General features: G+C 56.8%; 19 protein-coding genes, 1 tRNA gene, 2 other RNA genes and 1 pseudogene. 12 read left to right on the top strand and 11 right to left on the bottom strand.

Annotated features, from left to right (window positions below):
• Positions 1-284: 284 nt before the first annotated feature.
• On the top strand, positions 285-1904 hold the full coding sequence (locus MKleb_RS26500) for an ATP-binding cassette domain-containing protein (protein ID WP_025106789.1): 1620 nt from the start codon (positions 285-287) through the stop codon (positions 1902-1904).
• A gap of 99 nt (positions 1905-2003) precedes the next feature.
• On the opposite strand, the gene cspA is transcribed toward MKleb_RS26500, so the two are convergent.
• The 3 genes from cspA to MKleb_RS26485 form a co-directional block, all read right to left on the bottom strand.
• On the bottom strand, positions 2004-2216 hold the full coding sequence (gene cspA, locus MKleb_RS26495) for a transcription antiterminator/RNA stability regulator CspE (RefSeq protein ID WP_004126446.1): 213 nt from the start codon (positions 2214-2216) through the stop codon (positions 2004-2006).
• A gap of 260 nt (positions 2217-2476) precedes the next feature.
• Complete coding sequence (locus MKleb_RS26490) at positions 2477-2770, bottom strand: HTH-type transcriptional regulator (RefSeq protein WP_004106774.1); 294 nt, start codon at positions 2768-2770, stop codon at positions 2477-2479.
• 236 nt (positions 2771-3006) lie between these two features.
• Complete coding sequence (locus MKleb_RS26485; protein ID WP_004855352.1) at positions 3007-4365, bottom strand: MFS transporter; 1359 nt, start codon at positions 4363-4365, stop codon at positions 3007-3009.
• Between the two features lie 441 nt (positions 4366-4806).
• On the opposite strand from MKleb_RS26485, the gene MKleb_RS26480 reads away from it, so the two are divergent.
• Positions 4807-5517: a DUF3053 domain-containing protein gene (locus MKleb_RS26480; protein WP_004126443.1), complete on the top strand. Its 711-nt coding sequence runs from the start codon at positions 4807-4809 to the stop codon at positions 5515-5517.
• Between the two features lie 57 nt (positions 5518-5574).
• Here MKleb_RS26480 and ghrB read toward each other — a convergent pair whose 3' ends face one another.
• The 6 genes from ghrB to MKleb_RS26450 all read right to left on the bottom strand — a co-directional run bounded on the left by ghrB (position 5575) and on the right by MKleb_RS26450 (position 11525).
• A complete protein-coding gene (ghrB, locus tag MKleb_RS26475) occupies positions 5575-6546 on the bottom strand; it encodes a glyoxylate/hydroxypyruvate reductase GhrB (RefSeq protein ID WP_025106791.1) in 972 nt (323 codons plus the stop codon).
• 24 nt (positions 6547-6570) lie between these two features.
• Positions 6571-7851, bottom strand: a complete 1281-nt coding sequence (locus MKleb_RS26470) for an MFS transporter (protein WP_004855346.1) — start codon at positions 7849-7851, stop codon at positions 6571-6573.
• A gap of 101 nt (positions 7852-7952) precedes the next feature.
• Positions 7953-8891 (bottom strand): sugar kinase, encoded by a 939-nt coding sequence (locus MKleb_RS26465; protein ID WP_004855344.1) that lies wholly within the window; start codon positions 8889-8891, stop codon positions 7953-7955.
• A 3-nt stretch (positions 8892-8894) separates the two neighbouring features.
• Positions 8895-9644: a sugar phosphate isomerase/epimerase family protein gene (locus MKleb_RS26460; protein WP_004855342.1), complete on the bottom strand. Its 750-nt coding sequence runs from the start codon at positions 9642-9644 to the stop codon at positions 8895-8897.
• A 108-nt stretch (positions 9645-9752) separates the two neighbouring features.
• On the bottom strand, positions 9753-10769 hold the full coding sequence (locus MKleb_RS26455) for a LacI family DNA-binding transcriptional regulator (RefSeq protein WP_217076364.1): 1017 nt from the start codon (positions 10767-10769) through the stop codon (positions 9753-9755).
• Positions 10770-10862: 93 nt separating this feature from the next.
• A complete protein-coding gene (locus MKleb_RS26450) occupies positions 10863-11525 on the bottom strand; it encodes an OmpA family lipoprotein (protein WP_004855336.1) in 663 nt (220 codons plus the stop codon).
• 167 nt (positions 11526-11692) lie between these two features.
• Between MKleb_RS26450 and MKleb_RS26445 the strand changes: the two genes are divergently transcribed.
• The gene (locus MKleb_RS26445; protein WP_025106793.1) at positions 11693-14023 is read left to right on the top strand and encodes a molybdopterin guanine dinucleotide-containing S/N-oxide reductase; all 2331 of its coding nucleotides are present in this window, start codon (positions 11693-11695) and stop codon (positions 14021-14023) included.
• Here MKleb_RS26445 and MKleb_RS26440 read toward each other — a convergent pair.
• A complete protein-coding gene (locus MKleb_RS26440; RefSeq protein ID WP_025106794.1) occupies positions 13986-14432 on the bottom strand; it encodes an N-acetyltransferase in 447 nt (148 codons plus the stop codon). The two genes, MKleb_RS26445 and MKleb_RS26440, sit on opposite strands and share 38 nt — an antisense overlap.
• Positions 14422-14991, bottom strand: a complete 570-nt coding sequence (gene tag / locus MKleb_RS26435; RefSeq protein WP_025106795.1) for a DNA-3-methyladenine glycosylase I — start codon at positions 14989-14991, stop codon at positions 14422-14424. Before tag ends, MKleb_RS26440 begins: the two co-directional genes overlap by 11 nt.
• Positions 14992-15151: 160 nt before the next feature.
• Between tag and MKleb_RS26430 the strand changes: the two genes are divergently transcribed.
• The 9 genes and pseudogenes from MKleb_RS26430 (at position 15152) to dppC (ending at position 24661) form a co-directional block, all read left to right on the top strand.
• A complete protein-coding gene (locus tag MKleb_RS26430; RefSeq protein ID WP_014227192.1) occupies positions 15152-15796 on the top strand; it encodes a lipase in 645 nt (214 codons plus the stop codon).
• A 342-nt stretch (positions 15797-16138) separates the two neighbouring features.
• Positions 16139-17341 (top strand): L-lactate MFS transporter, encoded by a 1203-nt coding sequence (locus tag MKleb_RS26425; protein WP_025106796.1) that lies wholly within the window; start codon positions 16139-16141, stop codon positions 17339-17341.
• A 241-nt stretch (positions 17342-17582) separates the two neighbouring features.
• The gene (gene eptB / locus MKleb_RS26420; protein WP_004855325.1) at positions 17583-19271 is read left to right on the top strand and encodes a kdo(2)-lipid A phosphoethanolamine 7''-transferase; all 1689 of its coding nucleotides are present in this window, start codon (positions 17583-17585) and stop codon (positions 19269-19271) included.
• 89 nt (positions 19272-19360) lie between these two features.
• Positions 19361-19437 (top strand) — tRNA-Pro (locus tag MKleb_RS26415).
• A 34-nt stretch (positions 19438-19471) separates the two neighbouring features.
• Positions 19472-19603, top strand: a non-coding RNA gene (locus MKleb_RS26410) — RtT sRNA.
• Positions 19604-19637: 34 nt separating this feature from the next.
• Positions 19638-19769: non-coding RNA, RtT sRNA (locus MKleb_RS26405), on the top strand.
• A gap of 1246 nt (positions 19770-21015) precedes the next feature.
• Positions 21016-22623, top strand: a complete 1608-nt coding sequence (gene dppA, locus MKleb_RS26400; RefSeq protein ID WP_004855324.1) for a dipeptide ABC transporter periplasmic-binding protein DppA — start codon at positions 21016-21018, stop codon at positions 22621-22623.
• Between the two features lie 107 nt (positions 22624-22730).
• Positions 22731-23749, top strand: a pseudogene (gene dppB / locus MKleb_RS26395) (dipeptide ABC transporter permease DppB).
• A 9-nt stretch (positions 23750-23758) separates the two neighbouring features.
• Positions 23759-24661, top strand: coding sequence for a dipeptide ABC transporter permease DppC (gene dppC, locus MKleb_RS26390; protein ID WP_025106797.1), 903 nt, complete (start codon positions 23759-23761; stop codon positions 24659-24661).
• Positions 24662-24665: the final 4 nt, after the last annotated feature.

The raw sequence follows: 24665 nt of genomic DNA, 5'->3' as shown, positions 1-24665 counted from the left end.
GATCTCCGCCATTCTTACGGCGTTAAGCATTCTTATAGCACCCTGTTTTTTTCATGAAATCATTATTTCGCCTCCTGAAACCAGGAGGCTTTTTTTCCGGATTCACGGCCTGTCGAAAAAACAGGCTTGAAATGTATACCGGGGTATGGCTATCCTATGGCCCGACGAATCCCTCGTCTCACCGGAGAGCACGCGCCAAATGAACAAACACGACTGATGAATTTCACGCCTTGCTTCGCGCTATTTGCGAGCAGGGGAGGTATTGATTTCATTCAGGAGTGCTTATGGCTCATTGTGCCCGGTCCCCCTCTTTTCTTTTGCATCAGGTCACCTGTCAGTTAGCGACGGGAGATACGCTTTTTGGTCCGCTGAATTTATCGCTGGAAGGCACCCTCTGCGGGCTTGTCGGGCGCAATGGCGTCGGTAAAACCCGATTATTGCGTTTGCTGGCGGGCCTGGACTCGCCGTCGAGCGGCCATATCGAACGTGTGGCTTCGGTGAGCTACGTTGCTCAGCAGCATGTCATGTTTCCTGATACGACGCTGGCGGAATGGCTTGGTGTCGAATTCGTTTTTTCTGCTCTGGCTCGTCTTGAACGGGGCGAAGGGCGAGCCGACGATCTTGAACATCTTGATGGCTTTTGGGATCTCCCGGAGCGCCTGAATGCAGGATTCCAGGCCGCTGGCTTAGGAGAATTTTCCCCCGGACGGCTCGCCTCTTCGCTGAGCGGCGGGGAAAGAGTGAAGGCGCAGCTGTGCGGAGCGTTCCTGTCCGACGCGGATTTCCTCCTGCTTGACGAACCCACCAACCATCTCGACCGACAAGGCCGCGCGTGGCTATATCAGCAGCTTGAGCAATGGCGCGGAGGGGCGTTGATCGCCAGCCACGATCGGGAGCTACTGACCCAAATGCCGCGCATCCTCGAGCTGGCATCCGCGGCTTTGCGCAGCTACGGCGGCAATTATGTGGATTATCAGCAGCAGCGTGAGCTGGAGCAGCAGGCGGCTCGCGCCGCGCTGGAGCATGCGGTTACTGAAAGGCGACGAACCCGGGCGCGGATGCAAAAAGAGCACGATGCCTGCCGGCGCCGCTCGGCGCAGACATTGCGCACTATCGACACGCTCAATATCGCTTCATTTGAGCGTGTTGCCTGGAAAGGGGCGGCAAAAGAGCGTCCCGGCACCCTTAAGCGCCAGCATCGTGAACAAAGCAGCATCCTCAACGATGCGATAGAGCAGGCGCGTGAGCGGGTAGAGGAAGACAACCCGGTGATGTTTACTCTGCCCGGTAGCCAGGTCGCTGCGGGAAAGCAGGTGCTGGAGCTGGACGCGTTGCGGCTGACCCATTCACCGATGGCAGCGCTGGACTGGCGTATAGATGGGCCGATGCGCGTGGCGCTGCGCGGCCCTAACGGCTGCGGTAAAACAACGTTGCTTAAAACGCTGCTGGGCCTGCAGCCGCCGCTCTCAGGAAGCTGCCGCTTATCGGTCAACGCGGCGTATCTGGATCAGCATCTGAGCCAGCTGGACCTGTCATTGTCCATCATGGCGCACCTGAATCTCGGTGATACGCCCTTAGAAGAAGGTGTGCTGCGCAGCCAGCTGGCGCAGCTACAGCTGGGGGCGGACAAAGTCCATCTACCGCTATCGGTTCTGAGCGGAGGCGAAAGATTAAAAGCGGCGCTGGCCTGCGTGCTCTGGCGACGGGAGGCTACGCAGCTGCTGCTGTTGGATGAGCCCACTAACCATCTGGACCTGGCGTCCACTCTGGCGATTGAAAAAGCGCTGGCACAGTTTCCCGGCGCGATGCTGGTGGTGTCGCATGATGAAGCTTTTTTACGGGCGCTGAAGCTGACCCATTGCCTGGCATGGCGGGAAGAGGGCTGGAGCGTTGAGAGGCTATAAATGCAAAAAACCGCCATCGATGGATGGCGGTGACTTAAGGCGCAAATAAAAAAATCCCCGCCGTTTGGCAGGGACTTAATAATTTTGAGCTTTTTAAGCTTACAGGCTGGTTACGTTGCCAGCTGCCGGGCCTTTAGCGCCGCTTTCGATGGTGAAGGAAACTTTCTGACCTTCGTCCAGAGATTTGTAGCCTTCGTTCTGGATAGCAGAGAAGTGTACGAACACGTCTTTAGAACCATCGTCAGGAGTGATGAAGCCAAAGCCTTTGTCAGCGTTGAACCATTTTACGATACCAGTCATTTTACCGGACATAGTGAATTACCTTTAAAAAAATAAATGAGCCTTGCGGCGTTACGGTCTGGACTACAGATTTAAAGCGATAAAGGGAAAGTTCACTACCGGGGTATCAACGGATAACCTTTGAAGGACTGCTCTATTCGAATGCTCTGTGGTCTTTACTTCAAACCTGCGAGCATTAACGCATGTTCACGTTGTGATAGCAAACTTTTTTTTCGTTGGCATGAAAACGGTCCTTTGGCAGGACCGCTAGCCGAAACCCATAAACGCTAAAATTATGAATCAATAAGCTGTCTTGAAAGCTGCGGATTCGCCTGGATCAGGCGCATCAGCTTAAGCTCTGTGGGAGAAGGCCTTACGCGTCTCGATTCCCACTCTTGTACCATTGCTACGCTGACGCCCATGGCGTTGGCAAAATCATCTATTTTCAGCCCGGTACCTTTGCGTAGCTGGTCAAATTCAATGCATGCGGCGGGCTTACGCGTCAGCGAGGCCGCCTGAGCCTGATCTTTAAAAATAATTTGTTCAAGGTTGCTCAGCAGTTCAAATGCAGGATCTTTATATTCCATTGAGAACTCCTCTCTTTCATACGGCGGAGGGTGAATTATGTAGAGCCTCTTAAGAATAGTCGGAAAAAAAGGCCAGGAATGCTTACCCTGGTAATTATTTATCACCCGAGGTTCTTTCGCGCCGCGTCGGACGATATAACATGCTGAAAAGTAATAGAGAGAGCCGATAAGCAAATTATTGTAAACAGATAAGAAGAAAAGCGGAAAAGGCCAGCGCGCGCCCGCTGGCCGGTGAGTTACGCCTTTTGGAGCTTCTCCACTTCACCCTGGGCCGCCGGAGGTTGCCGTTGGCCAAGCTTATATTTGACCAGCAGCGCGGTGGCCGACAGGAAGGCCGGGATTGCCAGCAAGGAGAAAATTGTTTCGAAAGAGAGCTGGGCCTGCATCAGGAACGCACCGCTAAAGGCGCCGAGAATGCCACCAAATCGACCAATCCCTAACATCCAGGCCACGCCGGTCGCGCGTCCCTGGGTGGGATAGAAACCGGCGGCCAGCGCAGGCATTGATGATTGCGCGCCGTTCATAATGCTGCCGGCGATAAATACCATTATCCCCATCAGCAGCAGGTTATGGGTCGAGAAACCAACCAGACAAACGAACACGCCGGTCAGCAGCCAGCCCACGGCCACCACTTTGTTTGGGTTGAGCTTATCCATCAGCGCGCCGAGGATAAGCACGCCAATCCCGCCACCCAGCGGGAACAGCGCGGTGATAATAGAGGCCTGGCTCATCGTCGCGCCGGTTTCGCGGATGAGCAGCGGCAGCCAGCTGGTCAGCAAATAGAAGATCAGCAGGCCCATAAAGTAGGTCAGGCACAGCATGACGGTGCCGACGGCGTAGCGCGGTGAGAAAATCACGCCGATGGACGATTTCTCCTTTACCTGGCCCGCTTCGCGTAGTTCAAATTCCGCCTGCTCGGGAACAGGCGCGATGCGGCGCAGGATCGCGGCGATACGCTGGGCAGGCTGGCGTTTGACCACCATATAGCGCGCGGATTCCGGCAGAAGAAAGATCAGCACTACCGCCAGCAGCAGCGGCATCACGCCGCCAAGCACCAGCACGCTTTGCCAGCCGTAATGGGGGATCATCCAGGCGGAGAGGAAGCCGCCCAGCGAGGAGCCCATCGGAAAGCCGACGAACATCAGGTTAACCATCAGCGCCCTACGCCGCTCTGGGGCGTATTCGCTCATCAGCGTCGCGGCGTTCGGCATGGCGGCGCCCAGGCCAAGGCCGGTAAGAAAACGCAGCAACGTCAGCTGGTTAAGGCTGGTAGCAAAGGCGGTCAGCAGGCTGAAGCCACCGAAAACCACGATGGACATAATCAGAACTTTTTTCCGCCCAACGCGGTCGGCGAGCGGTCCGGCGGTCAGCGCACCGACCGCGAGCCCGACTAAGGCGGCGCTCATAACCGGGCCTAACGCCGATTTTTCGACGCCCCATTCCTGCACCAGGTCAGAGGCGATAAAGCCGATTATCGCGGTATCGAATCCGTCCATCGCGACGGTGATAAAACATAAGGCCAGAATCATCCACTGGTATTTCGTGAAGGGATGTTCATTGATAAAAGCCTGAATATCGATGGTTGTTTTCTTCATGCGGCATTCCTGGCAGGCAGAGCGGGGGACAGAGATAGATTATTGTTATCTCCCTCGCGGTCGTTGATGTTGTTTGTGCGATTATCGAACAAAAAGCCGTTAATCGCTCATTTAATAAAATCATCGAACGGCGGTTCAGGCAATGCAGGCGAAAAGGGAAGCGTGCGATTATCGTCCACTTTGCGACCCGTGCAGAAGAGAGAATAAATTAATAATAACAAAATCAATTTGTTAAGCGTTTCAGCCGAATGCCGGATGATAGCGGTAATTGTGATGAACTTAACAGCCGACGCGACTGGTCGCTAAAACGCTAAAAAACCGGCTTTCAGGGAGGAAGATTGTCAGGAAAAGGTATCCTGCAAGGCCGACCTGGACTATCCTTGTCAGCGTCTGGCACGTGTGTGTCTGTTTGCGCTTTTTTTGGCTGAAAGGAGTAAAAAAATGGCGACAGGAAAGTCCTGCTCTCGCTGGTTTGCGGCTATTGCGGCCCTGTTAATGGTGGTTAGCCTGAGTGGGTGTTTTGATAAAGAAGGCGATCAGCGCAAAGCGTTTATCGACTTCCTGCAAAATACGGCAATGCGTAGCGGCGAACGTCTGCCGACGCTGACCGCCGATCAGAAAAAACAGTTCGGGCCTTTCGTTTCCGATTACGCGGTGATTTACGGCTATTCACAGCAGGTAAGCCAGGCGATGGATGCGGGTTTACGTCCGGTGGTTGATAGCGTGAACGCGATCCGCGTACCGCAGGATTATGTTACCCAACGCGAGCCGCTGCGTCAGGCAAACGGCGCTTTGGGCGTACTGAGCCAGCAGCTGGAGAACGCAAAAATACAGGCGGATGCCGCCCACGGCGCGCTGAAACAGGGCGACGATCTCAAGCCGGTCTTCGACCAGGTCTATAACAAAGTCGTGACGGCGCCGGCGAATGCGCTACAGCCGTTAATTCCGGCAGCGCAGGTATTTACCCAACAGCTGGTGCAGGTGGGTGATTTTATCGCTCAGCAAGAAACCCAGGTCAGCTTCGTGGCGAACGGTATTCAGTTCCCGACTTCGCAGCAGGCCAGTCAGTACAATACGCTGATTGGGCCGCTGGCCGCTCAGCACCAGGCCTTTAATCAGGCGTGGACCGCGGCAGTTAACGCGACGCGTTAACGGCTCTGACAGCCCGGGCAAGGCTTCACCTTAGCCCGGGTTTTCTTTTTTCACTTCTCACTTCACCTGCGGATTCACGCAGTTCTTCTCAACGTTGCCGTTCAGGGCATCAATCAGATTATCCACCGCGCAGGCCGCCATGTTATAGCGGGTTTCATGCGTGGCTGAGCCAATATGCGGCACGGCGACCACGTTTGGCATATTCAGCAGCGGGGAGTCTTTCGCCAGCGGCTCTTGTTCGAAAACGTCGAGGCCGGCGGCATGAATTTCACCTTCCTGCAGTGCGGCAATCAGCGCTTTCTCATCCACCACCGGGCCGCGCCCGGCGTTAATAAAGATGGCGGAGGACTTCATTTTGGCAAACTGCGCTTTGCCGAACAGATGATGAGTCTCGTCGGTCAGCGGCAGGATCAGACAGACAAAATCCGCTTCCTCCAGCAGGGTATCGAGATCGCAGTAGCGGGCGTTAAAGCGCTCCTCTGCCTGAGGGTGCTGGCGGCGGGCGTTGTAGAGGATCGGCATACCAAAGCCCGCGTGGGCGCGCTGGGCAAGCGCCATTCCGATACGCCCCATCCCGACGATACCGAGGGTTTTATGGTGCACATCGTTGCCAAACCAGTCCGGACCGATGCTTTTGGTCCACTCGCCGGCCTTCACGCGGTTAGCCACCTCAACCACCCGACGCGCGGTGCTCAATACCAGCGCCATCACGGTATCGGCGACGGTCTCGGTCAGTACCGTCGGGGTGTGCATCAGCAGCACTTTACGCGCATTCAGCGCATCGACGTCGAAGTTGTCATAGCCGACGGAGATGGTCGAGGTCGCACGAAGCTTGGGCATTTTCTCCAGTAACGCGGTATCGACTTTTTCGCTGGAACCCAGCAGACCTACCGCTTCAGCGAACGCGTCGGCGTGCTGTGAAACGGTCTCCGGACGCAGGTTTTTCACCTGGGTGACGGTAAAGTGTTGTTCCAGACGCTGTTGCAGGTCGTCGGGAAGCGTTTTGTAGAGAATGACTGACGGCTTCATGCGGTTCTCCGTTGCGTTAAGGTTTCAGGCGTGACGTGCGCCGAGCGGAAGTTTTTGATTATTAGCAGGCTTAACAATCAAAGTAAGCCATACCGAGACGAAAAGCGCCACTCCCATGAAAATGTACGAGGCTGCGGGGCTGCCGGTGGTACCGTTCAGGTAACCGACAAACCATGAGCCGAAGAACGAACCCAGCGCGCCCATGCTGTTAATCAGGGCCATGGCGCCTCCGGCGACGTTGCGCGGCAGCATCTCAGGAATGATGGCGAAGAACGGTCCGTAGGGGGCGTACATCGCCGCGCCGGCAATCACCAGCAGGGTATAAGAGACCCAGAAATGGTTGGCGCCAACGGCCCAGGAACCAATAAAGGCGAAGGCGGCAATCAGCAGCAGCGGCCAGACAAACAGCTTGCGGTTCTGCATTTTATCGGAGGCCCAGGAGACCACGATCATCGCGATGGTCGCCGCCAGATAGGGGACGGATGAGAGCCAGCCGACCTCGACCATGCCCATATTCTCGCCGCCGCTGCGGATAATTGACGGCAGCCACAGAACGAAACCGTAAACCCCGATGCTCCAGGCGAAATACTGCATGCACAGCAGGACAACGTTGCGGGAGCGGAAGGCTTCGCCGTAGTTGCGCACCGGTTTGATTCCCTGCTGTTCACGCTCCAGCTGCTCCTGCAACGCGGCTTTTTCGCTTTCCGCCAGCCAGTTGACCTGCGAAGGTTTGTCTTTTACCAGCACCCACCAGCAGAAGGCCCAAATCACCGCCGGAACGCCTTCGATAATAAACATTTCCCGCCAGCCGAAGGCCTGAATCAGGTAACCGGACACCACCGACATCCACAGCACCGTCACCGGGTTGCCGAGGATCAGGAAGGTATTGGCGCGAGAGCGTTCAGATTTAGTAAACCAGTTGCTGATGTAAATCAGCATCGCCGGCATGACCGCGGCCTCGACGACGCCGAGAATAAAGCGAATCGCCGCCAGCGCGGGAATATTGTGCACCATCCCGGTCAGAGAGGCGCAGGCGCCCCACAGGATCAGGCAGATAAAAATGAGTTTGCGTACGCTGCGGCGTTCGGCGTAAATCGCGCCGGGGATCTGAAAGAAGAAGTAGCCGAGGAAGAACAGCGCCCCCAGCAGGGAGGAGATACCTTTGGTGATCCCCAGATCTTCAGTAATACCGGCCGCCGAAGCGAAGCTGAAGTTAGCGCGGTCAAGATATGCCAGGCTATACGTGATAAACACGATAGGCATGATGTACCACCAGCGTTTTGTTGCATTCGTCGAACTATTCATAGGTTTGCCTCTGTGAGTGAGGTGACGCTCATCATAGAAAAGATCCGTTACGCCGCGCTGCATGTAGGGTACAGAACGGCCTGACGTTGTGCTGAATCTGCTTACTCGCCCAGCGCCTCACGCGTGGGTAAGCCTTCGCTATCGCCCTGGACCTGAATGGCCAGTGAGCCGATTTTGTTTCCGCGTTTCACCGCCTGCGGCAGCGGTTTTCCTTCCAGCAGGGCGCTAATCACCCCGACGGCAAAGCCATCGCCGGCGCCAACGGTATCGACGACGTTATCCACTTTTATCGCCGCAACGGCCCCCTGTTCGCCATCGGCGGTTTTATACCAGGCGCCGTCGGAGCCGGTTTTTATGATGACCGCGCGAACGCCGTGGCTGAGATAAAAGTCCGCAATGGCTTCCGGCGTTTGCTGGCCGGTCAGAATCATGCCTTCTTTCAACCCCGGCAGAACCCAGTCGGCCTGAAACGCAAGGCGGTTAAGCTTCTCGACCATCTCGGCTTCGCTTTTCCACAGCGTGGGCCGCAGGTTGGGGTCGAACGAAATCGTTTTTCCCTGCGCTTTCATGGTGCGCGCCGCGCGGTCCAGCAGGGCGTATGAGCTTTCCGACAGCGCGGCGGCCACGCCGCTTAAGTGCAGGTGACGGGCGCTGGCGAAGTATGATTCGTTAAAATCATCCGGCGACAGATGGCTGGCGGCAGAGCCTTTGCGAAAATATTCCACGATGGGATCGGTTCCATTTTCGACTTTAGATTTCAGCTGAAAGCCGGTAGCGTAGCGGCCATCGGTGCTCACGCCGCGGGCGTCGATCCCCTCTTTCGCCAGCGCGGTGAGGACGAAGCGGCCAAAGCTGTCCGCGCCGACGCGGCTTACCCAGCCGACGCTTAAGCCGAGGCGGGCCAGCCCGGTCGCGACGTTCAGTTCCGCGCCCGCCACGCGCTTCATAAAATGTTCTACTTCAGCCAGTTCGCCGGTTTCGGTGGCGACAAACATCGCCATGGCTTCGCCTATCGTGATGACATCTAACGCTTTTTGCATAACTTAATCCTCGCGTAACAGGTTGACGTAGCGGCGGGTCACGGCCGTCAGGTCATGGCCAGTCAGCGGAAATTCGATCCCGCGCGGGGCGTCTGCGGGCAGATTGTCGAGCAGCGCCAGCCAGCGCCCGGACGCTTCATCCGGCGGTACGGCGCGAAACTGCGAATGGTGCGGCTCAGCCGCCTTTACATGAATATAGCTGACGGCAGGCGCCAGGTGGCGCGCGGCCTCTTCCGGCGAGTCGCCAACCCACAGCCAGTTGCCCATATCAAAGGTGAGGGTGATCGGCAGCTGGTTAACCCGACAGGCGGCCTTGAAGCGCTGCATCGGCGCCAGCTGGCCGCAGTCGGTTTGATCGTTTTCCACCACCAGCGCCATGCCGCTCTCGCGCAGGATATCGCGCAGGGTGTCCAGATCGTTTTGGTGGGTAAAGCGGCCCAGCGAGAGCTTCAGCCACAGCGCGTTAAGGGTTTGCGCTTCCTGCAAAAAGTCGGCGAGGCGCGGGTTGAGCGAGCCGTCAGCGGTAAACAGGGCTTCCGGTGCGGAATAGCAAACCAGCAGGCCGCGGCGCTCAATATCGGCGGCCAGTTCCGGCAGGCGGTTCAGCTCATCCGCGCTGAACAGTTCCCGGCGGATCTCTACGCCGTCGGCGCCGGAGCCGGCGATAAATGGCAGGACGGCGGACTGCCCGCCCAGCGCTTTAACATGGTCATTCCCGTACGCGGCGGTAACGACAATAATCTTTCTGGCCATCCCAATACTCCCGACGATAATCTGATGCGTTGTTTATTACGCTAGATGGTATCGGTTCCAAAGCAAAGGCCAGGATGTCTAATTTATGATCGCCATCACGAAGGATCGTTAGCGGGAGGTGGAGCCTCTGACGATCAGCTCGCCGGAAAACACCCGTTCGCAGACCGGGTCGTTGCTGCCTTCAATCCGACGCACCACCTGCTCGACGGCGGCGAAGCCAATCTGCCAGGTCGGCTGTTTGAGCGTGGTGATCCCCACGCCCGCCAGCTCGGCCCACTCCAGTTCATCGAAGCCCAGCAGGCCGATATCGCTGCCCCAAATCAGGCCAACGCGTTTAAGGGAGCGTGCCACTTGCAGGGTCAGCGCGCCGTTGGCGGAAATCACCGCCTTGCGCATGCCGCGATGGTGGGAGTGGAAGTGACGCAGGACGTTATCCAGCATCGCGCCATCGTTCAACGGTACTTCGGCGTTTTCCGCGACAATACCGGTATGGCGCAGGAGGGTCTGGCGAAACGCGCTCAGGCGCTCGCGGCGGTTATTGACCGAGCCGAGGGGTTCGCTAAGGAACAGCAGGGCTTCGAAGCCCTTTTCCACCAGGTGTTCGGTGGCGGTGGTGGCGGCCTGGGTATTATCGAGGCCGACGACATCGCAGGCGAATTCCGGAATTTTGCGGTCGATAAGCACCATCGGCAGCGCCGACTGCTGCAGGCGGTTGAGGCCGTCCTCGCGCATCCCGACCGCGTTGACCACGATCCCCTCCACCTGATAGCTGCGCAGCAGGTCGAGATAGTGCAGCTCCTGGTCCAGCTCATTGTTGGTATTACATACCAGAAGGGTAAATCTTTTTTCGCGACAGGCGGCTTCAATGCCGCTGAGCACGTTGACGGAGTAGGGGTTGGTGATATCGGCGATGATCAGGCCGATCAGCCGGGTGCGGCCATGCTTCAGGCCGCGGGCCATCAGGCTGGGACGATAGTCGAGCTCGGCAATGGCTTTTTCAATGCGCCCCAGCAGATCGTCGGAAAGCAGATGCTTCTCGCCGTTCAGATAGCGTGAAATGCTGGTTTTGCCGGTCTTTGCGGCTTTCGCCACATCGCTAATGGTTGCTCGCGCCGCTTTCGCCATGGTGGCTTCCTTTGCTGAAATCTGCACACACCTTAGCGCGAAAATTCTCTATATCAAGCATTTTGCCCGGCGAGTCGCCGGGCAAAGAGGGCATTACTGCAGCGGGCTGAGGGTAATTTCAACGCGGCGGTTCTGCGCTTTGCCTTCCGCCGTGCTGTTGCTGGCGATCGGGTTCGCCGGGCCCATACCGGTTGTGCGGATGCGATTAGCCGCCACGCCCTGGGTAATAAGCGCGCTGGCGACGCTCTCCGCGCGCTGCTGAGAGAGGCGCATGTTCAGATCCTGGCTGCCGGTGCTGTCGGTATAACCCACTACGTTAACGGCGGTTTTCTCATACTCTTTCAGCACCATCGCCACGCCGGTGAGGGTATTGGCGCCCGCGGGTTTCAGGTTGGCGCTGCTGCTGTCGAAGGTCACATTGTTCGGCATGTTCAGCACGATATTGTCGCCGTTTCGCGTCACGCTTACGCCGGTTCCCTGCATTTTCTCGCGCAGCTTCGCTTCCTGCACGTCCATATAGTAACCGATGCCGCCGCCCAGCGCCGCGCCGGCCGCCGCGCCGATCAGCGCGCCTTTGCCGCGGTCATGTTTGGAAGAGGAGAGCGCCCCAACGCCTGCGCCGACTAACGAACCAATGCCCGCGCCGATCCCGGATTTACCCGCTTCGCGCTCCCCGGTATAGGGATTGGTGGTACAGCCAGAAATGGCCAGTGCGCCGCTAACGACAGCCGCAATCATGAGTACGCGTTTTTTCATCTTATTTCCTTAATCCTTTTTATTCTTTGCCACAGCGACCGTGACGGTTGATTATGACGCCCGAAACCGGAGAAAATTCCGCAGAGAGCATCTCAATTTGTAAATAACATTGAACGGCTGAATAACGTGCCGTCACCACACCTGCTATCGCTGACCAGGAGCCCGCATTGCCAACCTCATCTGCTACCAAAACTATCCTGACCGCAGCCCATTGGGGGCCAATGCTGGTCGAAACCGATGGCGAGAACGTCATCTCTTCGCGCGGGGCGCTTGATACCCCTTTCCCCAACTCGCTGCAAACCGCAGTGCGCGATCAGGTGCATAGCAAAACCCGCGTACGTTATCCGATGGTGCGTAAGGGATTTCTCGCCTCGCCAGAAAGCCCACAAGGCGTGCGCGGGCAGGATGAGTTTGTGCGGGTGAGCTGGGAGCAGGCGCTGGATCTGATTCACGCCCAGCACCGGCGCATTCGCGAAAGCTACGGCCCGGCGTCGATTTTTGCGGGCTCCTACGGCTGGCGCTCAAATGGCGTGTTGCACAAAGCGGCGACGCTGCTCCAGCGCTATATGAGCCTGGCGGGCGGCTATACCGGGCATCTGGGCGATTATTCCACCGGCGCGGCCCAGGCGATCATGCCGTACGTGGTTGGCGGTAATGAGGTTTATCAGCAGCAGACCAGCTGGCCAATGGTGTTGGAACATAGCGATGTCGTGGTGCTGTGGAGCGCTAACCCATTAAATACGCTAAAAATTGCCTGGAACGCTTCCGATGAGCAGGGCATCCCGTGGTTCGATCGTCTGCGTCAGAGTGGGAAGCGGGTGATCTGCATCGATCCCATGCGATCGGAAACGGCGGAATTCTTTGGCGACGCGGCGGAGTGGATCGCCCCGCATATGGGCACCGACGTGGCGCTGATGCTCGGTATCGCCCATACGCTGGTGGAAAACGGCTGGCAGGATGACGCGTTTTTGGCCCGCTGCACCAGCGGCTATGACGTTTTCGCCCGCTATCTGACCGGGGAGAGCGACGGAACGGCAAAAACGGCGGAATGGGCGGCGGCGATCTGCGGCATTAGCGCGGAGAAAATTCGCGAACTGGCACAACTTTTCCACGAAAACACCACCATGTTGATGTCCGGCTGGGGAATGCAGCGCCAGCAGTTTGGCGAACAAAAACACTGGATGCTGGTGACCCTCGCCGCCATGCTCGGCCAGATAGGCACCCGGGGCGGGGGCTTTGGCCTTTCCTATCACTTTGCCAACGGCGGCAACCCTACGCGCCGCGCGGCGGTGCTGGCCTCAATGCAGGGCAGCGTGGCGGGCGGGACCGATGCAGTGGAAAAAATCCCGGTCGCGCGTATCGTTGAAGCGCTGGAAAACCCCGGGGCGTCTTATCAACATAACGGTATGGAACGCCGCTTCCCGGATATCCGCTTTATCTGGTGGGCGGGCGGCGCCAACTTTACCCACCATCAGGATACCAACCGGCTGATCCGCGCCTGGCAAAAACCGGAGCTTATCGTCATTTCCGAATGCTTCTGGACCGCCGCGGCGCGCCATGCCGATATCGTGCTGCCCGCGACGACCTCATTTGAACGCAACGATATGACCATGACCGGCGACTACAGCAACCAGCATCTGGTGCCGATGAAGCGGGTGGTCGCGCCGCGCGATGAAGCGCGCGATGATTTCGAGGTCTTCGCCGACCTCAGCGAGCGCTGGGAAGCGGGCGGGCGGGAGCGCTTCACCGAGGGTAAAAACGATCTGCAGTGGCTGGAGACGTTTTACCAGATTGCCGCCCAGCGCGGGGCGGCGCAGCAGGTTACGCTGCCGCCGTTCGCCCGGTTCTGGCAGGATAATCAGCTGATTGAAATGCCGGAGAACCCTGAAAACGCGCGCTTCGCCCGCTTTGCCGCCTTCAGGGCCGATCCGCAGGCGAATCCGCTGAAAACCGCCAGCGGTAAAATTGAAATTCACTCGCCGACCATCGCCGGGTTTGCTTATCCGGATTGCCCGCCGCACCCGATGTGGCTGGAGCCGGACGAATGGCACGGCAATGCGCAGGAAGGCCAGCTCCAGGTGCTGTCAGCGCATCCGGCGCACCGCCTCCACAGCCAGCTCAACCATACGCCGCTGCGCGAACAGTACGCGGTGGCGGGCCGTGAACCGTTAACCCTTCATCCGCGCGATGCGCAGGCGCGCAATATCGCCGATGGCGATCTGGTGCGGGTATGGAATTCACGCGGCCAGGTGCTGGCCGGCGCGGTAGTGACCGACGGCATTCGTCCCGGGGTTATCTGCTTGCATGAAGGGGCGTGGCCCGATCTCGACCCTCAGGCGGGGATCTGCAAAAACGGTGCGGTGAACGTGCTGACCAAAGATATTCCGACATCGCGGCTGGGTAACGGCTGCGCCGGAAATACGGCGCTGGCCTGGCTGGAAAAGTATACCGGGCCCGAGCTTACGCTGACGGCATTTGATCCGCCGACCAATGCATAATCCAGGTCGGATGCTGGGTTTCATCCTGCCATGCGCAGTCTTCAATGCGGAAGCCCTGCGCATGGTAGAAATTCACCGCCTGAACGTTTTTCTGGTATACCTCAAGGGTTAGCCAACCGTAGTGTTTTTTGACTTCGCCGATCAGCGCGCTGCCGATACCCTGCCTGGCGGCATCCGGCGCGACGAACAGCGCGCCGATGAAGCGGGAATCCATCACGCTGATAAAACCCTTCAGCACGCCGTCCTGCTCCCATACCCAGGTTTGCGCGGAGGGCAGGTAAACGTCGCGCACTATCGCCAGGCTGTCATGCCAGTAGCTTTCGGCGATAAACGGATGCGCGTGGATCGTACTCTCAAGCCACAGCTCGAGCAGCGGGCCGGTTTCGTTAGCGTCCCAGTTACGAATCATCCTGGCCTCCTGAGCGACAGAAACAGTCGATGACGTGGTCGTTGACCAGACCGCAGGCCTGCATAAAGGAGTAGCAGATAGTGGAGCCGACAAACTTAAAGCCCCGTTTTTTCAGCGCTTTCGACAATGCGTCAGAAGCCGGGGTGGTTGTCGGGATCTCCGCCAGCGTGGCGGCGGCCGTCACCTGGGGGTGATTATCGACGAATGACCAGACGAAATCTGCGAAAGGTTCGCCATTTTTTTCCATCGCCAGGAAGGCGCGGGCGTTGCCGATGATGGCCTGAATTTTACCGCGATGGCGAATAATACCGGCGTCGAGAACCAGACGTTCAATGTCTTCTTCGTCCATTGCCGCGACGCGAACCGGATCAAACTGGTGAAAAGCGCGGCGGTAGTTTTCACGCTTTTTCAGCACGGTGATCCACGACAGTCCGGCCTGCTGGCCTTCGAGACAAATCATCTCAAACAGCTTGCGGGGATTCTTTTCAGCAACGCCCCACTCCTTATCGTGGTACTCAATGTATAAAGGATCCTGACTGACCCATCCGCAACGTTGCATCTGTCTCTCCCTTTTGTGATAAAAACTCAGTCGTTCAACTTGACGGCTGAAAGATAAAGATAATAGTTAATACAGGGTTATTATTCCCCAAGCAGGGATAGGACACCCATAAAAAAAACACAGCAACCTTGCCGTTTCGGCTCTTTTTGGAGTCGCATTAATGATAATAAAGAAATGCAATGGCCTCCGGGTATTCCTGGTCCCGGCGTGCGTATCCGTCTGGGCGTCGTGTGTTGCCGGGGCGAATGCCTGGCAACAGGAATATATCGCTATCGATACAAAAAGTAATACTGCGGAACGCTATACATGGGACAGCGATCACCAACCGCGCTATGAAGATATTCTCGCGGAGCGGATAAATGCGTCCGACGATCCTTCCGGACTGGCGTTTAATCAGGCGGTCTCTCCGGTGGATAGCGCACGCGGTATGAGCGTCGGCTGGAATTTCTCTCTGACCGAGGGGATGACGTCCGGCCCGGTCGCCAGTTTACATTCCGATCTGACGTCGCCGCCGCTTACCCGCAATGCGGCCGGAACCGGCTATGTGAATACGCTGGGCTGGCGGGTCGATTATCAGAAGCTATGGGGCGTACATCCGTGGGCTCAGGTGAGCTATAACCAGGAGTTGACGACGGATTTCGGCGGGGCGAACCGCGCGCAGGACGGTGCCTGGCGGGACGTGACGCTGGGCGCAGATATGTCGCTCAACTCTCATCTTGCCGCCTGGGCGGCGCTATCCCAGGCGGACAATTTACCCACCGGGGCAAACTATCTCTATTTAATGGGCGTGAGCGCCAATTTTTAATTTATTGCGGATACGCTGGCGGCGCTTGTGATTCGGCTCATCCCTGAGCCTCACCCGGATGGGGCTGCGGCATGCCGCCATTTGCCACTCGAGTTATTCAGGCTAAATATGTAGCATAGTTGATACGTTTAATTTACTTTATCATTACAGTAATGACGCATCTTCCAGCGGTAGCGGGCACTAACTTTCCGATAAATCGTTAAGGCGGGAATGTTTTGCAATGTCATTCATTCCGCCTTTAATGCATTTCATTCCGCGGTAGCGGCAGCTCATGCCTTTTTTCCCCAGACTTACAGGGGACTTCGTTATGGTGGCGGCAGTTAATTATTCAGGACAACTGCTATGAACGCTGCAAACCGTCAATACACCCGCTGGCTTACGCTGCTCGGCACTATCATTACGCAATTTGCGCTGGGATCGGTTTATACATGGAGTTTGTTCAATAGTTCGCTTTCCGCCAAGCTGGACGAACCGGTAAGCCAGGTGGCGTTTTCATTCGGCCTGTTAAGCCTCGGCCTGGCGCTCTCTTCATCCGTGGCAGGTAAATTACAGGAACGTTTCGGCGTTAAACGCGTCACCATGGCTTCCGGCGTCCTGCTGGGCCTCGGATTCTTCCTTACCGCGCATTCAAACAGCCTGATGATGCTGTGGCTGAGCGCGGGTCTGCTGGTTGGGCTGGCCGACGGTGCTGGCTATTTGCTGACGCTGTCGAACTGCGTCAAATGGTTCCCGGAACGTAAGGGACTGATTTCGGCTTTTTCCATCGGTGCTTACGGGCTTGGCAGCCTGGGTTTTAAATTTATTGACTCCCATCTGCTGGCGACGGTCGGCCTGGAAAAAACCTTTATTATCTGGGGCACTATCGTGCTGGTGATGATCGTTTTTGGCGCGACGCTGATGACAGACGCGCCGAACCACACCGCTACCGCCAACAACGGCGTCGTCGAAAACGACTTCACCCTCGCCGAATCGATGCGTAAACCTCAGTACTGGATGCTGGCGGTGATGTTCCTGACCGCCTGCATGAGCGGCCTGTACGTGATTGGTGTGGCGAAAGACATCGCCCAGGGGATGGTGCACCTCGATGTTGCGACGGCCGCCAACGCGGTGACGGTGATCTCTATCGCTAACCTGAGCGGGCGCCTGGTTCTGGGCATTCTGTCCGATAAAATGTCCCGCATCCGGGTGATTACCATCGGACAGGTTGTCTCGCTTATCGGTATGGCGGCGCTGCTGTTCGCTCCGCTGAACGCCATGACGTTCTTCGCCGCTATCGCCTGCGTGGCCTTTAACTTCGGCGGTACGATTACCGTCTTCCCGTCGCTGGTCAGCGAGTTCTTTGGCCTCAATAACCTGGCGAAAAACTACGGCGTGATTTATCTCGGCTTTGGTATCGGCAGCATCTGCGGTTCGCTGATTGCTTCCCTGTTCGGCGGTTTCTACGTGACCTTCTGCGTCATCTTTGCGCTGCTGATTCTCTCTCTGGCGCTTTCGACAACGATTCGTCAGCCGAAAAGTGAAATTTACCACCAGGCTCACGCCTGAAACCGGGTGTTATCCCGGCCCCGATGATTAATTCCCTAAGCTAATAGTGCCAATCCAACCAAATGTTTTGTAAATGTTTGGTTGGATCACATTCCCTCCTGATACTTTTTCCTTCCGCTGTGGTCTACTTATCGCGCTTTGTAGAGGTTTCTTATAACCAAGCTAAACGCACTTTATTAACCTGCTTACTTATATCGCTTAAGTCGGGCGGTTTTATCTCTTCGTTTTCCAGGTTTTTTGCATGAAATACATTAAAACGATGACGCAGCTGAAGCTCAGTATCTGGCTGGCGCTGTACATCGGCTGGTTTATGAACGCCGCCGTATTCTTCCGCCGCTTCGAGGGGTACGCTCAGGAGTTTACCATCTGGAAAGGACTCTCAGGTGCAGTTGAGCTGATAGGGACCTTTCTGGTCACCTTCTTTCTGCTGCGTATTTTGTCGCTGTTTGGCCGCCGGGTCTGGCGTATTCTCGCGACCATCGTCGTACTCTTCTCCGCCGCCGCCAGCTATTACATGACCTTCCTGAATGTGGTGATCGGCTACGGGATTATTGCCTCGGTGATGACCACTGACATCGACTTGTCCAGAGAGGTTATCGGCTGGCACCTGATTCTCTGGCTGGTGCTGATGAGCGCGCTGCCGCTGGTGCTTATCTGGAGCAACCGCTGTCGCTTCACCCTGCTGCGTCAAATTCGTACGCCCGGCCAGCGGATGAAGAATATTACTATCGTGCTGCTGGCTGGCCTGATGGTCTGGGGCCCTATTCGCTTGCTGGAGGTTCGTCAGAAGAACTTTGAGCGCAGTTCCGAAGTCGATCTGCCAAGCTATGGCGGGGTGGTGGCTAACTCCTATCTGCCGTCTAACTGGCTATCAGCGCTGGGGCTTTACGCGTGGGCGCAGGTGGACGAGTCTTCCGATAATAAATCCCTGATCAATCCGGCGAAAAAATTCACCTACGTTGAGCCGCAAGGGCTGGATGATACTTACGTGGTGTTTATCATCGGCGAAACCACCCGCTGGGACCATATGGGCATCCTGGGCTATAGCCGCAATACCACGCCTAAGCTGGCGCAGGAAAAAAACCTGGTCGCTTTCCGCGGATACTCCTGCGATACCGCCACGAAGCTGTCGCTGCGCTGTATGTTCGTTCGTCAGGGCGGGGCGGATGATAACCCGCAGCGGACGCTGAAAGAACAGAACGTCTTTGCCGTCCTGCACCAGCTCGGCTTTACCGGCAACCTGTACGCCATGCAGAGCGAGATGTGGTTCTACAGCAACACGATGGCGAACAATATCGCCTATCGCGAGCAGATTGGCGCTGAGCCGAGTAACCGCGGCAAGAGCGTTGACGACATGCTGCTGGTGGATGAAATGAAGCGCGGTCTGGCGAAGAATCCCAATGGTAAGCACCTGATTATTCTGCATACCAAAGGATCGCACTTTAACTATACCCAGCGCTATCCGCGCAGCTTTGCGCAGTGGAAGCCGGAGTGCGTCGGCGTCGATAATAAATGCTCGAAGGCTGAGCTGATTAACTCGTACGATAACAGCGTGACCTACGTCGATCACTTTATCGTCAGCGTGCTGGATCAGCTGCGGGACAAGAAGGCGATTGTTTTCTATGCGGCCGATCACGGCGAGTCCATCAACGAGCGCGAACACCTGCACGGTACGCCGCGCAAGATGGCGCCGCCGGAGCAGTTCCGCGTGCCGATGCTGGTGTGGATGTCGGATAAGTATCTGGCGTCGCCCGACCACGCAGCTTCTTTTGCGCGTCTGAAGCAGCAGGCGGCCATGAAGGTACCGCGTCGTCACGTAGAGCTTTATGACACCATTATGGGCTGTCTTGGCTATACTTCGCCGGACGGCGGGATTAACCAATATAACAACTGGTGCCACGTTCCTGACGCTGCGGCGAAGAAGGAGTAGCAGAGTGGCGAGTTTCTCGCCGCTTGAGCGACTTTTTCATAATAAGGCATTGACGGGTGTGTATCGCAGCAGTAAGATGCGCCCGCATTCGGTGATTGGCGCAGCCTGGTAGCGCACTTCGTTCGGGACGAAGGGGTCGGAGGTTCGAATCCTCTATCACCGACCAAATTCGAAAAGCCTGCTCAACGAGCAGGCTTTTTTGCATCTGAGGTTTGTGAGGATGAGAACCTCCGGGGGTAGAGGTTCGACTCGAGCGGAGCGAGAGAACGTTGCGACAGCAACGGCCCGCAGGGCGAGTCACGTAGTGGCGAGTTATCCTCTATCACCGACCAAATTCGAAAAGCCTGCTCAACGAGCAGGCTTTTTTGCATCTGAGGTTTGTGAGGATGAGAACCTCCGGGGGTAGAGGTTCGACTCGAGCGGAGCGAGAGAACGTTGCGTCAGCAACGGCCCGCAGGGCGAGCCACGTAGTGGCGAGTTATCCTCTATCACCGACCAAATTCGAAAAGCCTGCTCAACGAGCAGGCTTTTTTGTTTCTGTCGTCCTTACTGATATGCAGCATCGCCTCCGGGAAATCCAGCCGTACTGCACACCGCTCCCGGGGGCGGCGCAAAGCGCCTTGCCCGGGCTACGGGGTCAGCGTTGTCTGCGGGCCGGTAGCCCGGACAGATGCGTAGCATCGCCTCCGGGAAATCCAGCCGCACCGCACACCGCTCCCGGGGGCGGCGCAAAGCGCCTTGCCCGGGCTACGGGTTCAGCGTTGTCTACGGGCCGGTAGCCCGGACAGATGCGTAGCATCGCCTCCGGGAAATGCTGCCGTACTGCACACCGCTCCCGGGGGCGGCGCAAAGCGCCTTGCCCGGGCTACGGGTTCAGCGTTGTCTACGGGCCGGTAACCCGGACAGATGCGCCAGCATCGCCTCCGGGAAATCCAGCCGCACCGCACACCGCTCCCGGGGGCGGCGCAAAGCGCCTTGCCCGGGCTACGGGTTCAGCGTTGTCTATGGGCCGGTAGCCCGGACAGATGCGCCAGCATCGCCTCCGGGAAAATACGCTGCTTGCTAAGAGTGTAAGAAAACGCCTCCACCCTCATTTCCTGGCGCCAATTCCCTATTTTGTGACATCTTCCATTGTATTTTTTTATATATACTCCGATCTTTTTTCGCGAAGCTTATGGATAACTTCAGCATTTTCCGCTGTGCGTTTTAACGTTCACGCTATTTATCGCTCACATATTGGTCACATCGCAAGAAATTTTTACCATTTACCATAATTGCTTATCACTGGCTGCTGGAAAATATTAAGGCGTTTATTCTGTCTATTGGCCGCTAGCATAAATTTCTCTGCTGGAAATAGCGCTTTGCACTTTTTTTAATCTTTGCCCGCCAATTCTCACACCGGATGTAAAACCAGGTTGGCTGTATTGACGTTTCCCCATTCTGTTGACAGATTGTAGGGCATGAGGGGCATTTCATGGAGAATCCGTACTGCAACTCAGTCGTTTTTGTGAAAGGAATCCCCATCTCTCTCAACGCTTTCGGGCACCACCGACCGGACCGGGTATATTCTAAATAGTTCGAGCTGCGGGAAGGCGGCAAGCGTGAGAATCCCAAGGAGCATAGATGACTATGTGACCGGGGTTATCGAGCGCAGCCAACGCATCCGTAGTTCGCAATATGACGAATAAAAATAAATAAAGGTCTGGCGGATATATGCAAACAACATCACATTTGGAGCAGAATAATGAGTATTTCCTTGAAGAAATCAGGGATGCTGAAGCTTGGTCTGAGCCTGGTTGCCATGACCGTCGCAGCAAGCGTACAAGCGAAGACCCTGGTTTATTGTTCAGAAGGTTCGCCGGAAGGCTTTAACCCGCAGCTCTTCACCTCTGGTACCACCTATGACGCCAGCTCAGTGCCGATTTATAACCGCCTGGTGGAATTCAAAACCGGCACCACGGAAGTCATCCCGGGCCTGGCTGAAAAATGGGAAGTTAGCGAAGACGGGAAAACCTATACCTTCCATCTGCGTAAAGACGTGAAGTGGCAGGATAATAAAGATTTTAAACCGACCCGCACGCTGAACGCCGATGACGTTGTCTTCTCCTTCGACAGACAAAAAAATACCAATAACCCGTACCATAAAGTGTCTGGCGGCAGCTATGAATACTTTGAAGGGATGGGATTACCTGACCTGATTAGCGAAGTGAAGAAAGTGGACGATAACACCGTCCAGTTCGTGCTGACCCGTCCGGAATCGCCGTTCCTTGCCGATCTCGCCATGGACTTCGCCTCTATTCTGTCAAAAGAGTATGCCGACAACATGCTGAAAGCCGGTACGCCGGAGAAAGTGGACCTCAACCCAATCGGTACCGGCCCGTTCCAGCTGCTGCAGTACCAGAAAGACTCCCGTATTCTCTATAAAGCCTTCCCGGGCTACTGGGGTACCAAGCCGAAAATCGATCGCCTGGTCTTCTCCATTACCCCTGATGCTTCCGTGCGCTACGCTAAGCTGCAGAAAAACGAATGCCAGATTATGCCGTACCCGAACCCGGCAGATATCGCGCGCATGAAGGAAGACAAAAACATCACGCTGCTGGAACAGCCGGGCCTGAACGTCGGCTACCTCTCTTTCAACACCGAGAAGAAGCCGCTGGATGATGTCAAAGTTCGCCAGGCGCTGACCTACGCGGTCAACAAAGAAGCGATTATCAAGGCCGTTTACCAGGGCGCAGGCCAGGCCGCGAAGAACCTGATCCCGCCGACCATGTGGGGCTATAACGACGACGTTAAAGACTACACCTACGATCCAGAGAAAGCGAAAGCGCTGCTGAAAGAAGCAGGCCTGGAAAAAGGCTTCACCATCGACCTGTGGGCGATGCCGGTACAGCGTCCGTATAACCCGAACGCGCGCCGTATGGCTGAGATGATTCAGGCCGACTGGGCGAAAGTCGGCGTCCAGGCCAAGATCGTGACCTACGAGTGGGGTGAATACCTCAAGCGCGCGAAAGCGGGCGAGCATCAGACCGTCATGATGGGCTGGACCGGCGACAACGGGGATCCGGATAACTTCTTCGCCACCCTGTTCAGCTGCGCGGCGGCAAAAGACGGTTCGAACTACTCCCGCTGGTGCTACAAGCCGTTTGAAGACCTGATTCAGCCGGCTCGCGCCACGGATGACCACAACAAACGCATTGAGCTGTATAAGCAGGCTCAGGTCGTGATGCACGATCAGGCTCCGGCGCTGATCGTCGCCCACTCCACCGTCTATGAGCCGGTGCGTAAAGAGGTCAAAGGCTACGTGGTCGATCCATTAGGTAAACACCACTTCGATAACGTCTCTATCGAATAATAACAGCGTGTTTCCCCTCTCCCCGCCTTGGGGAGAGGGAATTGACATTTGTGAGCAATACAGACGTCCTGTCACCAGGCGGGCCGTCTCCAGAGAGAATCCGGGTTATGTTGCAGTTCATTCTCCGACGTTTGGGACTTGTCATCCCAACATTTATCGGTATTACCCTTCTCACTTTTGCCTTCGTTCATATGATCCCCGGCGACCCGGTGATGATTATGGCGGGCGAACGTGGTATTTCCCCTGAACGTCACGCGCAGCTGCTGGCCGAAATGGGCCTCGATAAACCGATGTGGCAGCAGTACGTCAACTATATTTGGGGCGTGATGCACGGCGATTTGGGCATCTCGCTGAAAAGCCGTATTCCCGTTTGGCAAGAGTTTGTACCGCGCTTTAAGGCCACGATGGAGCTGGGCGTCTGCGCGATGATTTTTGCCGTCATCTCGGGATCCCGGTGGGCGTGCTGGCGGCGGTTAAACGCGGCTCTATCTTCGACCACACCTCCGTGGGCCTCGCGCTGACAGGCTACTCTATGCCCATCTTCTGGTGGGGCATGATGCTGATCATGCTGGTGTCGGTACAGCTTAACCTGACGCCGGTTTCCGGGCGCATCAGCGATACCGTCTTCCTTGACGATACCCTGCCGCTGACCGGATTTATGCTGATCGATACCGCGATTTGGGGCGAGCCGGGCGACTTTATTGATGCGGTAATGCATATGATCCTGCCCGCCGTGGTGCTGGGGACGATTCCCCTGGCGGTGATTGTGCGTATGACCCGTTCGTCGATGCTGGAAGTGCTGGGCGAGGATTATATCCGTACCGCGCGCGCGAAAGGCCTGACGCGGATGCGGGTGATCATCGTTCATGCGTTGCGTAACGCGATGCTGCCGGTGGTCACGGTGATCGGTCTGCAGGTCGGTACGCTGCTGGCGGGGGCCATCCTGACCGAAACCATCTTCTCCTGGCCGGGCCTTGGCCGCTGGCTGATTGACGCGCTGCAGCGCCGCGACTATCCGGTGGTGCAGGGCGGGGTGCTGCTGGTGGCGACGATGATTATTCTTGTCAACCTGCTGGTCGACCTGTTGTACGGCGTGGTGAACCCGCGTATCCGGCATAAGAAGTAAGGGGCCATCATGTCACAAATTACTGAAAATAAAGTTGTCGCCGCGCCGGTGCCAATGACCCCTCTGCAGGAGTTCTGGCACTATTTTAAACGCAACAAAGGCGCCGTCGTGGGGCTGGCCTATGTCGTGGTGATGATTATCATCGCCATCTTCGCCAACTTCCTCGCGCCCTATAATCCGGCGGATCAGTTCCGCGATGCGCTGCTGGCTCCGCCGTTCTGGCAGGAGGGGGGCAGCGTGAGCCACCTGCTCGGCACCGATGACGTCGGCCGCGATATCCTGTCGCGCCTGATGTACGGCGCGCGCCTGTCGCTGCTGGTCGGCTGTCTGGTGGTGGTACTGTCGCTGATCCTCGGCGTGGTGCTCGGTCTTGTCTCGGGCTACTTTGGCGGCGTGGTTGACTCGGTCATTATGCGCGTTGTCGATATTATGCTGGCGCTGCCGAGCCTGCTGCTGGCGCTGGTGCTGGTGGCCATCTTCGGTCCGTCGATCGTCAATGCCTCAATAGCGCTGACCTTTGTCGCCCTGCCGCACTATGTGCGTCTGACCCGCGCGGCGGTGCTGGTAGAGGTAAACCGCGACTACGTGACCGCTTCCCGCGTGGCGGGGGCAGGCGCGATGCGTCAGATGTTCATCAACATTCTTCCTAACTGTCTTGCGCCGCTGATTGTTCAGGCGTCGCTGGGCTTCTCTAACGCCATTCTCGATATGGCCGCTCTTGGCTTCCTTGGCATGGGTGCGCAGCCGCCGACACCGGAGTGGGGCACGATGCTCTCCGACGTGCTGCAGTTCGCGCAGAGCGCCTGGTGGGTCGTCACCTTTCCGGGTGTCGCTATCCTGCTGACGGTGCTGGCATTTAACCTGATGGGTGACGGTCTGCGTGACGCGCTCGATCCCAAACTGAAGCAGTAAGAGG

Source organism: Klebsiella sp. PL-2018 (genome assembly GCF_019048985.1).
GTDB classification, from domain to species: Bacteria; Pseudomonadota; Gammaproteobacteria; order Enterobacterales; family Enterobacteriaceae; genus Klebsiella; species Klebsiella michiganensis.
Note: the sequence above shows the minus strand (reverse complement) of the source record. Positions and strands in the feature narration are given on the sequence as shown.

Bases quoted from the DNA above. Each gene is read 5' to 3' on its own strand.
- MKleb_RS26470 (WP_004855346.1), bottom strand. From the start codon at position 7,851: ATGAATAGTTCGACGAATGCAACAAAACGCTGGTGGTACATCATGCCT.
- tag (WP_025106795.1), bottom strand. From the start codon at position 14,991: ATGCAACGTTGCGGATGGGTCAGTCAGGATCCTTTATACATTGAGTAC.
- MKleb_RS26430 (WP_014227192.1), top strand. From the start codon at position 15,152: ATGATAATAAAGAAATGCAATGGCCTCCGGGTATTCCTGGTCCCGGCG.
- MKleb_RS26480 (WP_004126443.1), top strand. From the start codon at position 4,807: ATGGCGACAGGAAAGTCCTGCTCTCGCTGGTTTGCGGCTATTGCGGCC.
- MKleb_RS26465 (WP_004855344.1), bottom strand. From the start codon at position 8,891: ATGCAAAAAGCGTTAGATGTCATCACGATAGGCGAAGCCATGGCGATG.
- MKleb_RS26450 (WP_004855336.1), bottom strand. From the start codon at position 11,525: ATGAAAAAACGCGTACTCATGATTGCGGCTGTCGTTAGCGGCGCACTG.
- MKleb_RS26455 (WP_217076364.1), bottom strand. From the start codon at position 10,769: ATGGCGAAAGCGGCGCGAGCAACCATTAGCGATGTGGCGAAAGCCGCA.
- MKleb_RS26425 (WP_025106796.1), top strand. From the start codon at position 16,139: ATGAACGCTGCAAACCGTCAATACACCCGCTGGCTTACGCTGCTCGGC.
- dppC (WP_025106797.1), top strand. From the start codon at position 23,759: ATGTCACAAATTACTGAAAATAAAGTTGTCGCCGCGCCGGTGCCAATG.
- MKleb_RS26440 (WP_025106794.1), bottom strand. From the start codon at position 14,432: ATGATTCGTAACTGGGACGCTAACGAAACCGGCCCGCTGCTCGAGCTG.
- MKleb_RS26485 (WP_004855352.1), bottom strand. From the start codon at position 4,365: ATGAAGAAAACAACCATCGATATTCAGGCTTTTATCAATGAACATCCC.
- cspA (WP_004126446.1), bottom strand. From the start codon at position 2,216: ATGTCCGGTAAAATGACTGGTATCGTAAAATGGTTCAACGCTGACAAA.
- eptB (WP_004855325.1), top strand. From the start codon at position 17,583: ATGAAATACATTAAAACGATGACGCAGCTGAAGCTCAGTATCTGGCTG.
- ghrB (WP_025106791.1), bottom strand. From the start codon at position 6,546: ATGAAGCCGTCAGTCATTCTCTACAAAACGCTTCCCGACGACCTGCAA.
- MKleb_RS26490 (WP_004106774.1), bottom strand. From the start codon at position 2,770: ATGGAATATAAAGATCCTGCATTTGAACTGCTGAGCAACCTTGAACAA.
- MKleb_RS26460 (WP_004855342.1), bottom strand. From the start codon at position 9,644: ATGGCCAGAAAGATTATTGTCGTTACCGCCGCGTACGGGAATGACCAT.
- dppA (WP_004855324.1), top strand. From the start codon at position 21,016: ATGAGTATTTCCTTGAAGAAATCAGGGATGCTGAAGCTTGGTCTGAGC.
- MKleb_RS26500 (WP_025106789.1), top strand. From the start codon at position 285: ATGGCTCATTGTGCCCGGTCCCCCTCTTTTCTTTTGCATCAGGTCACC.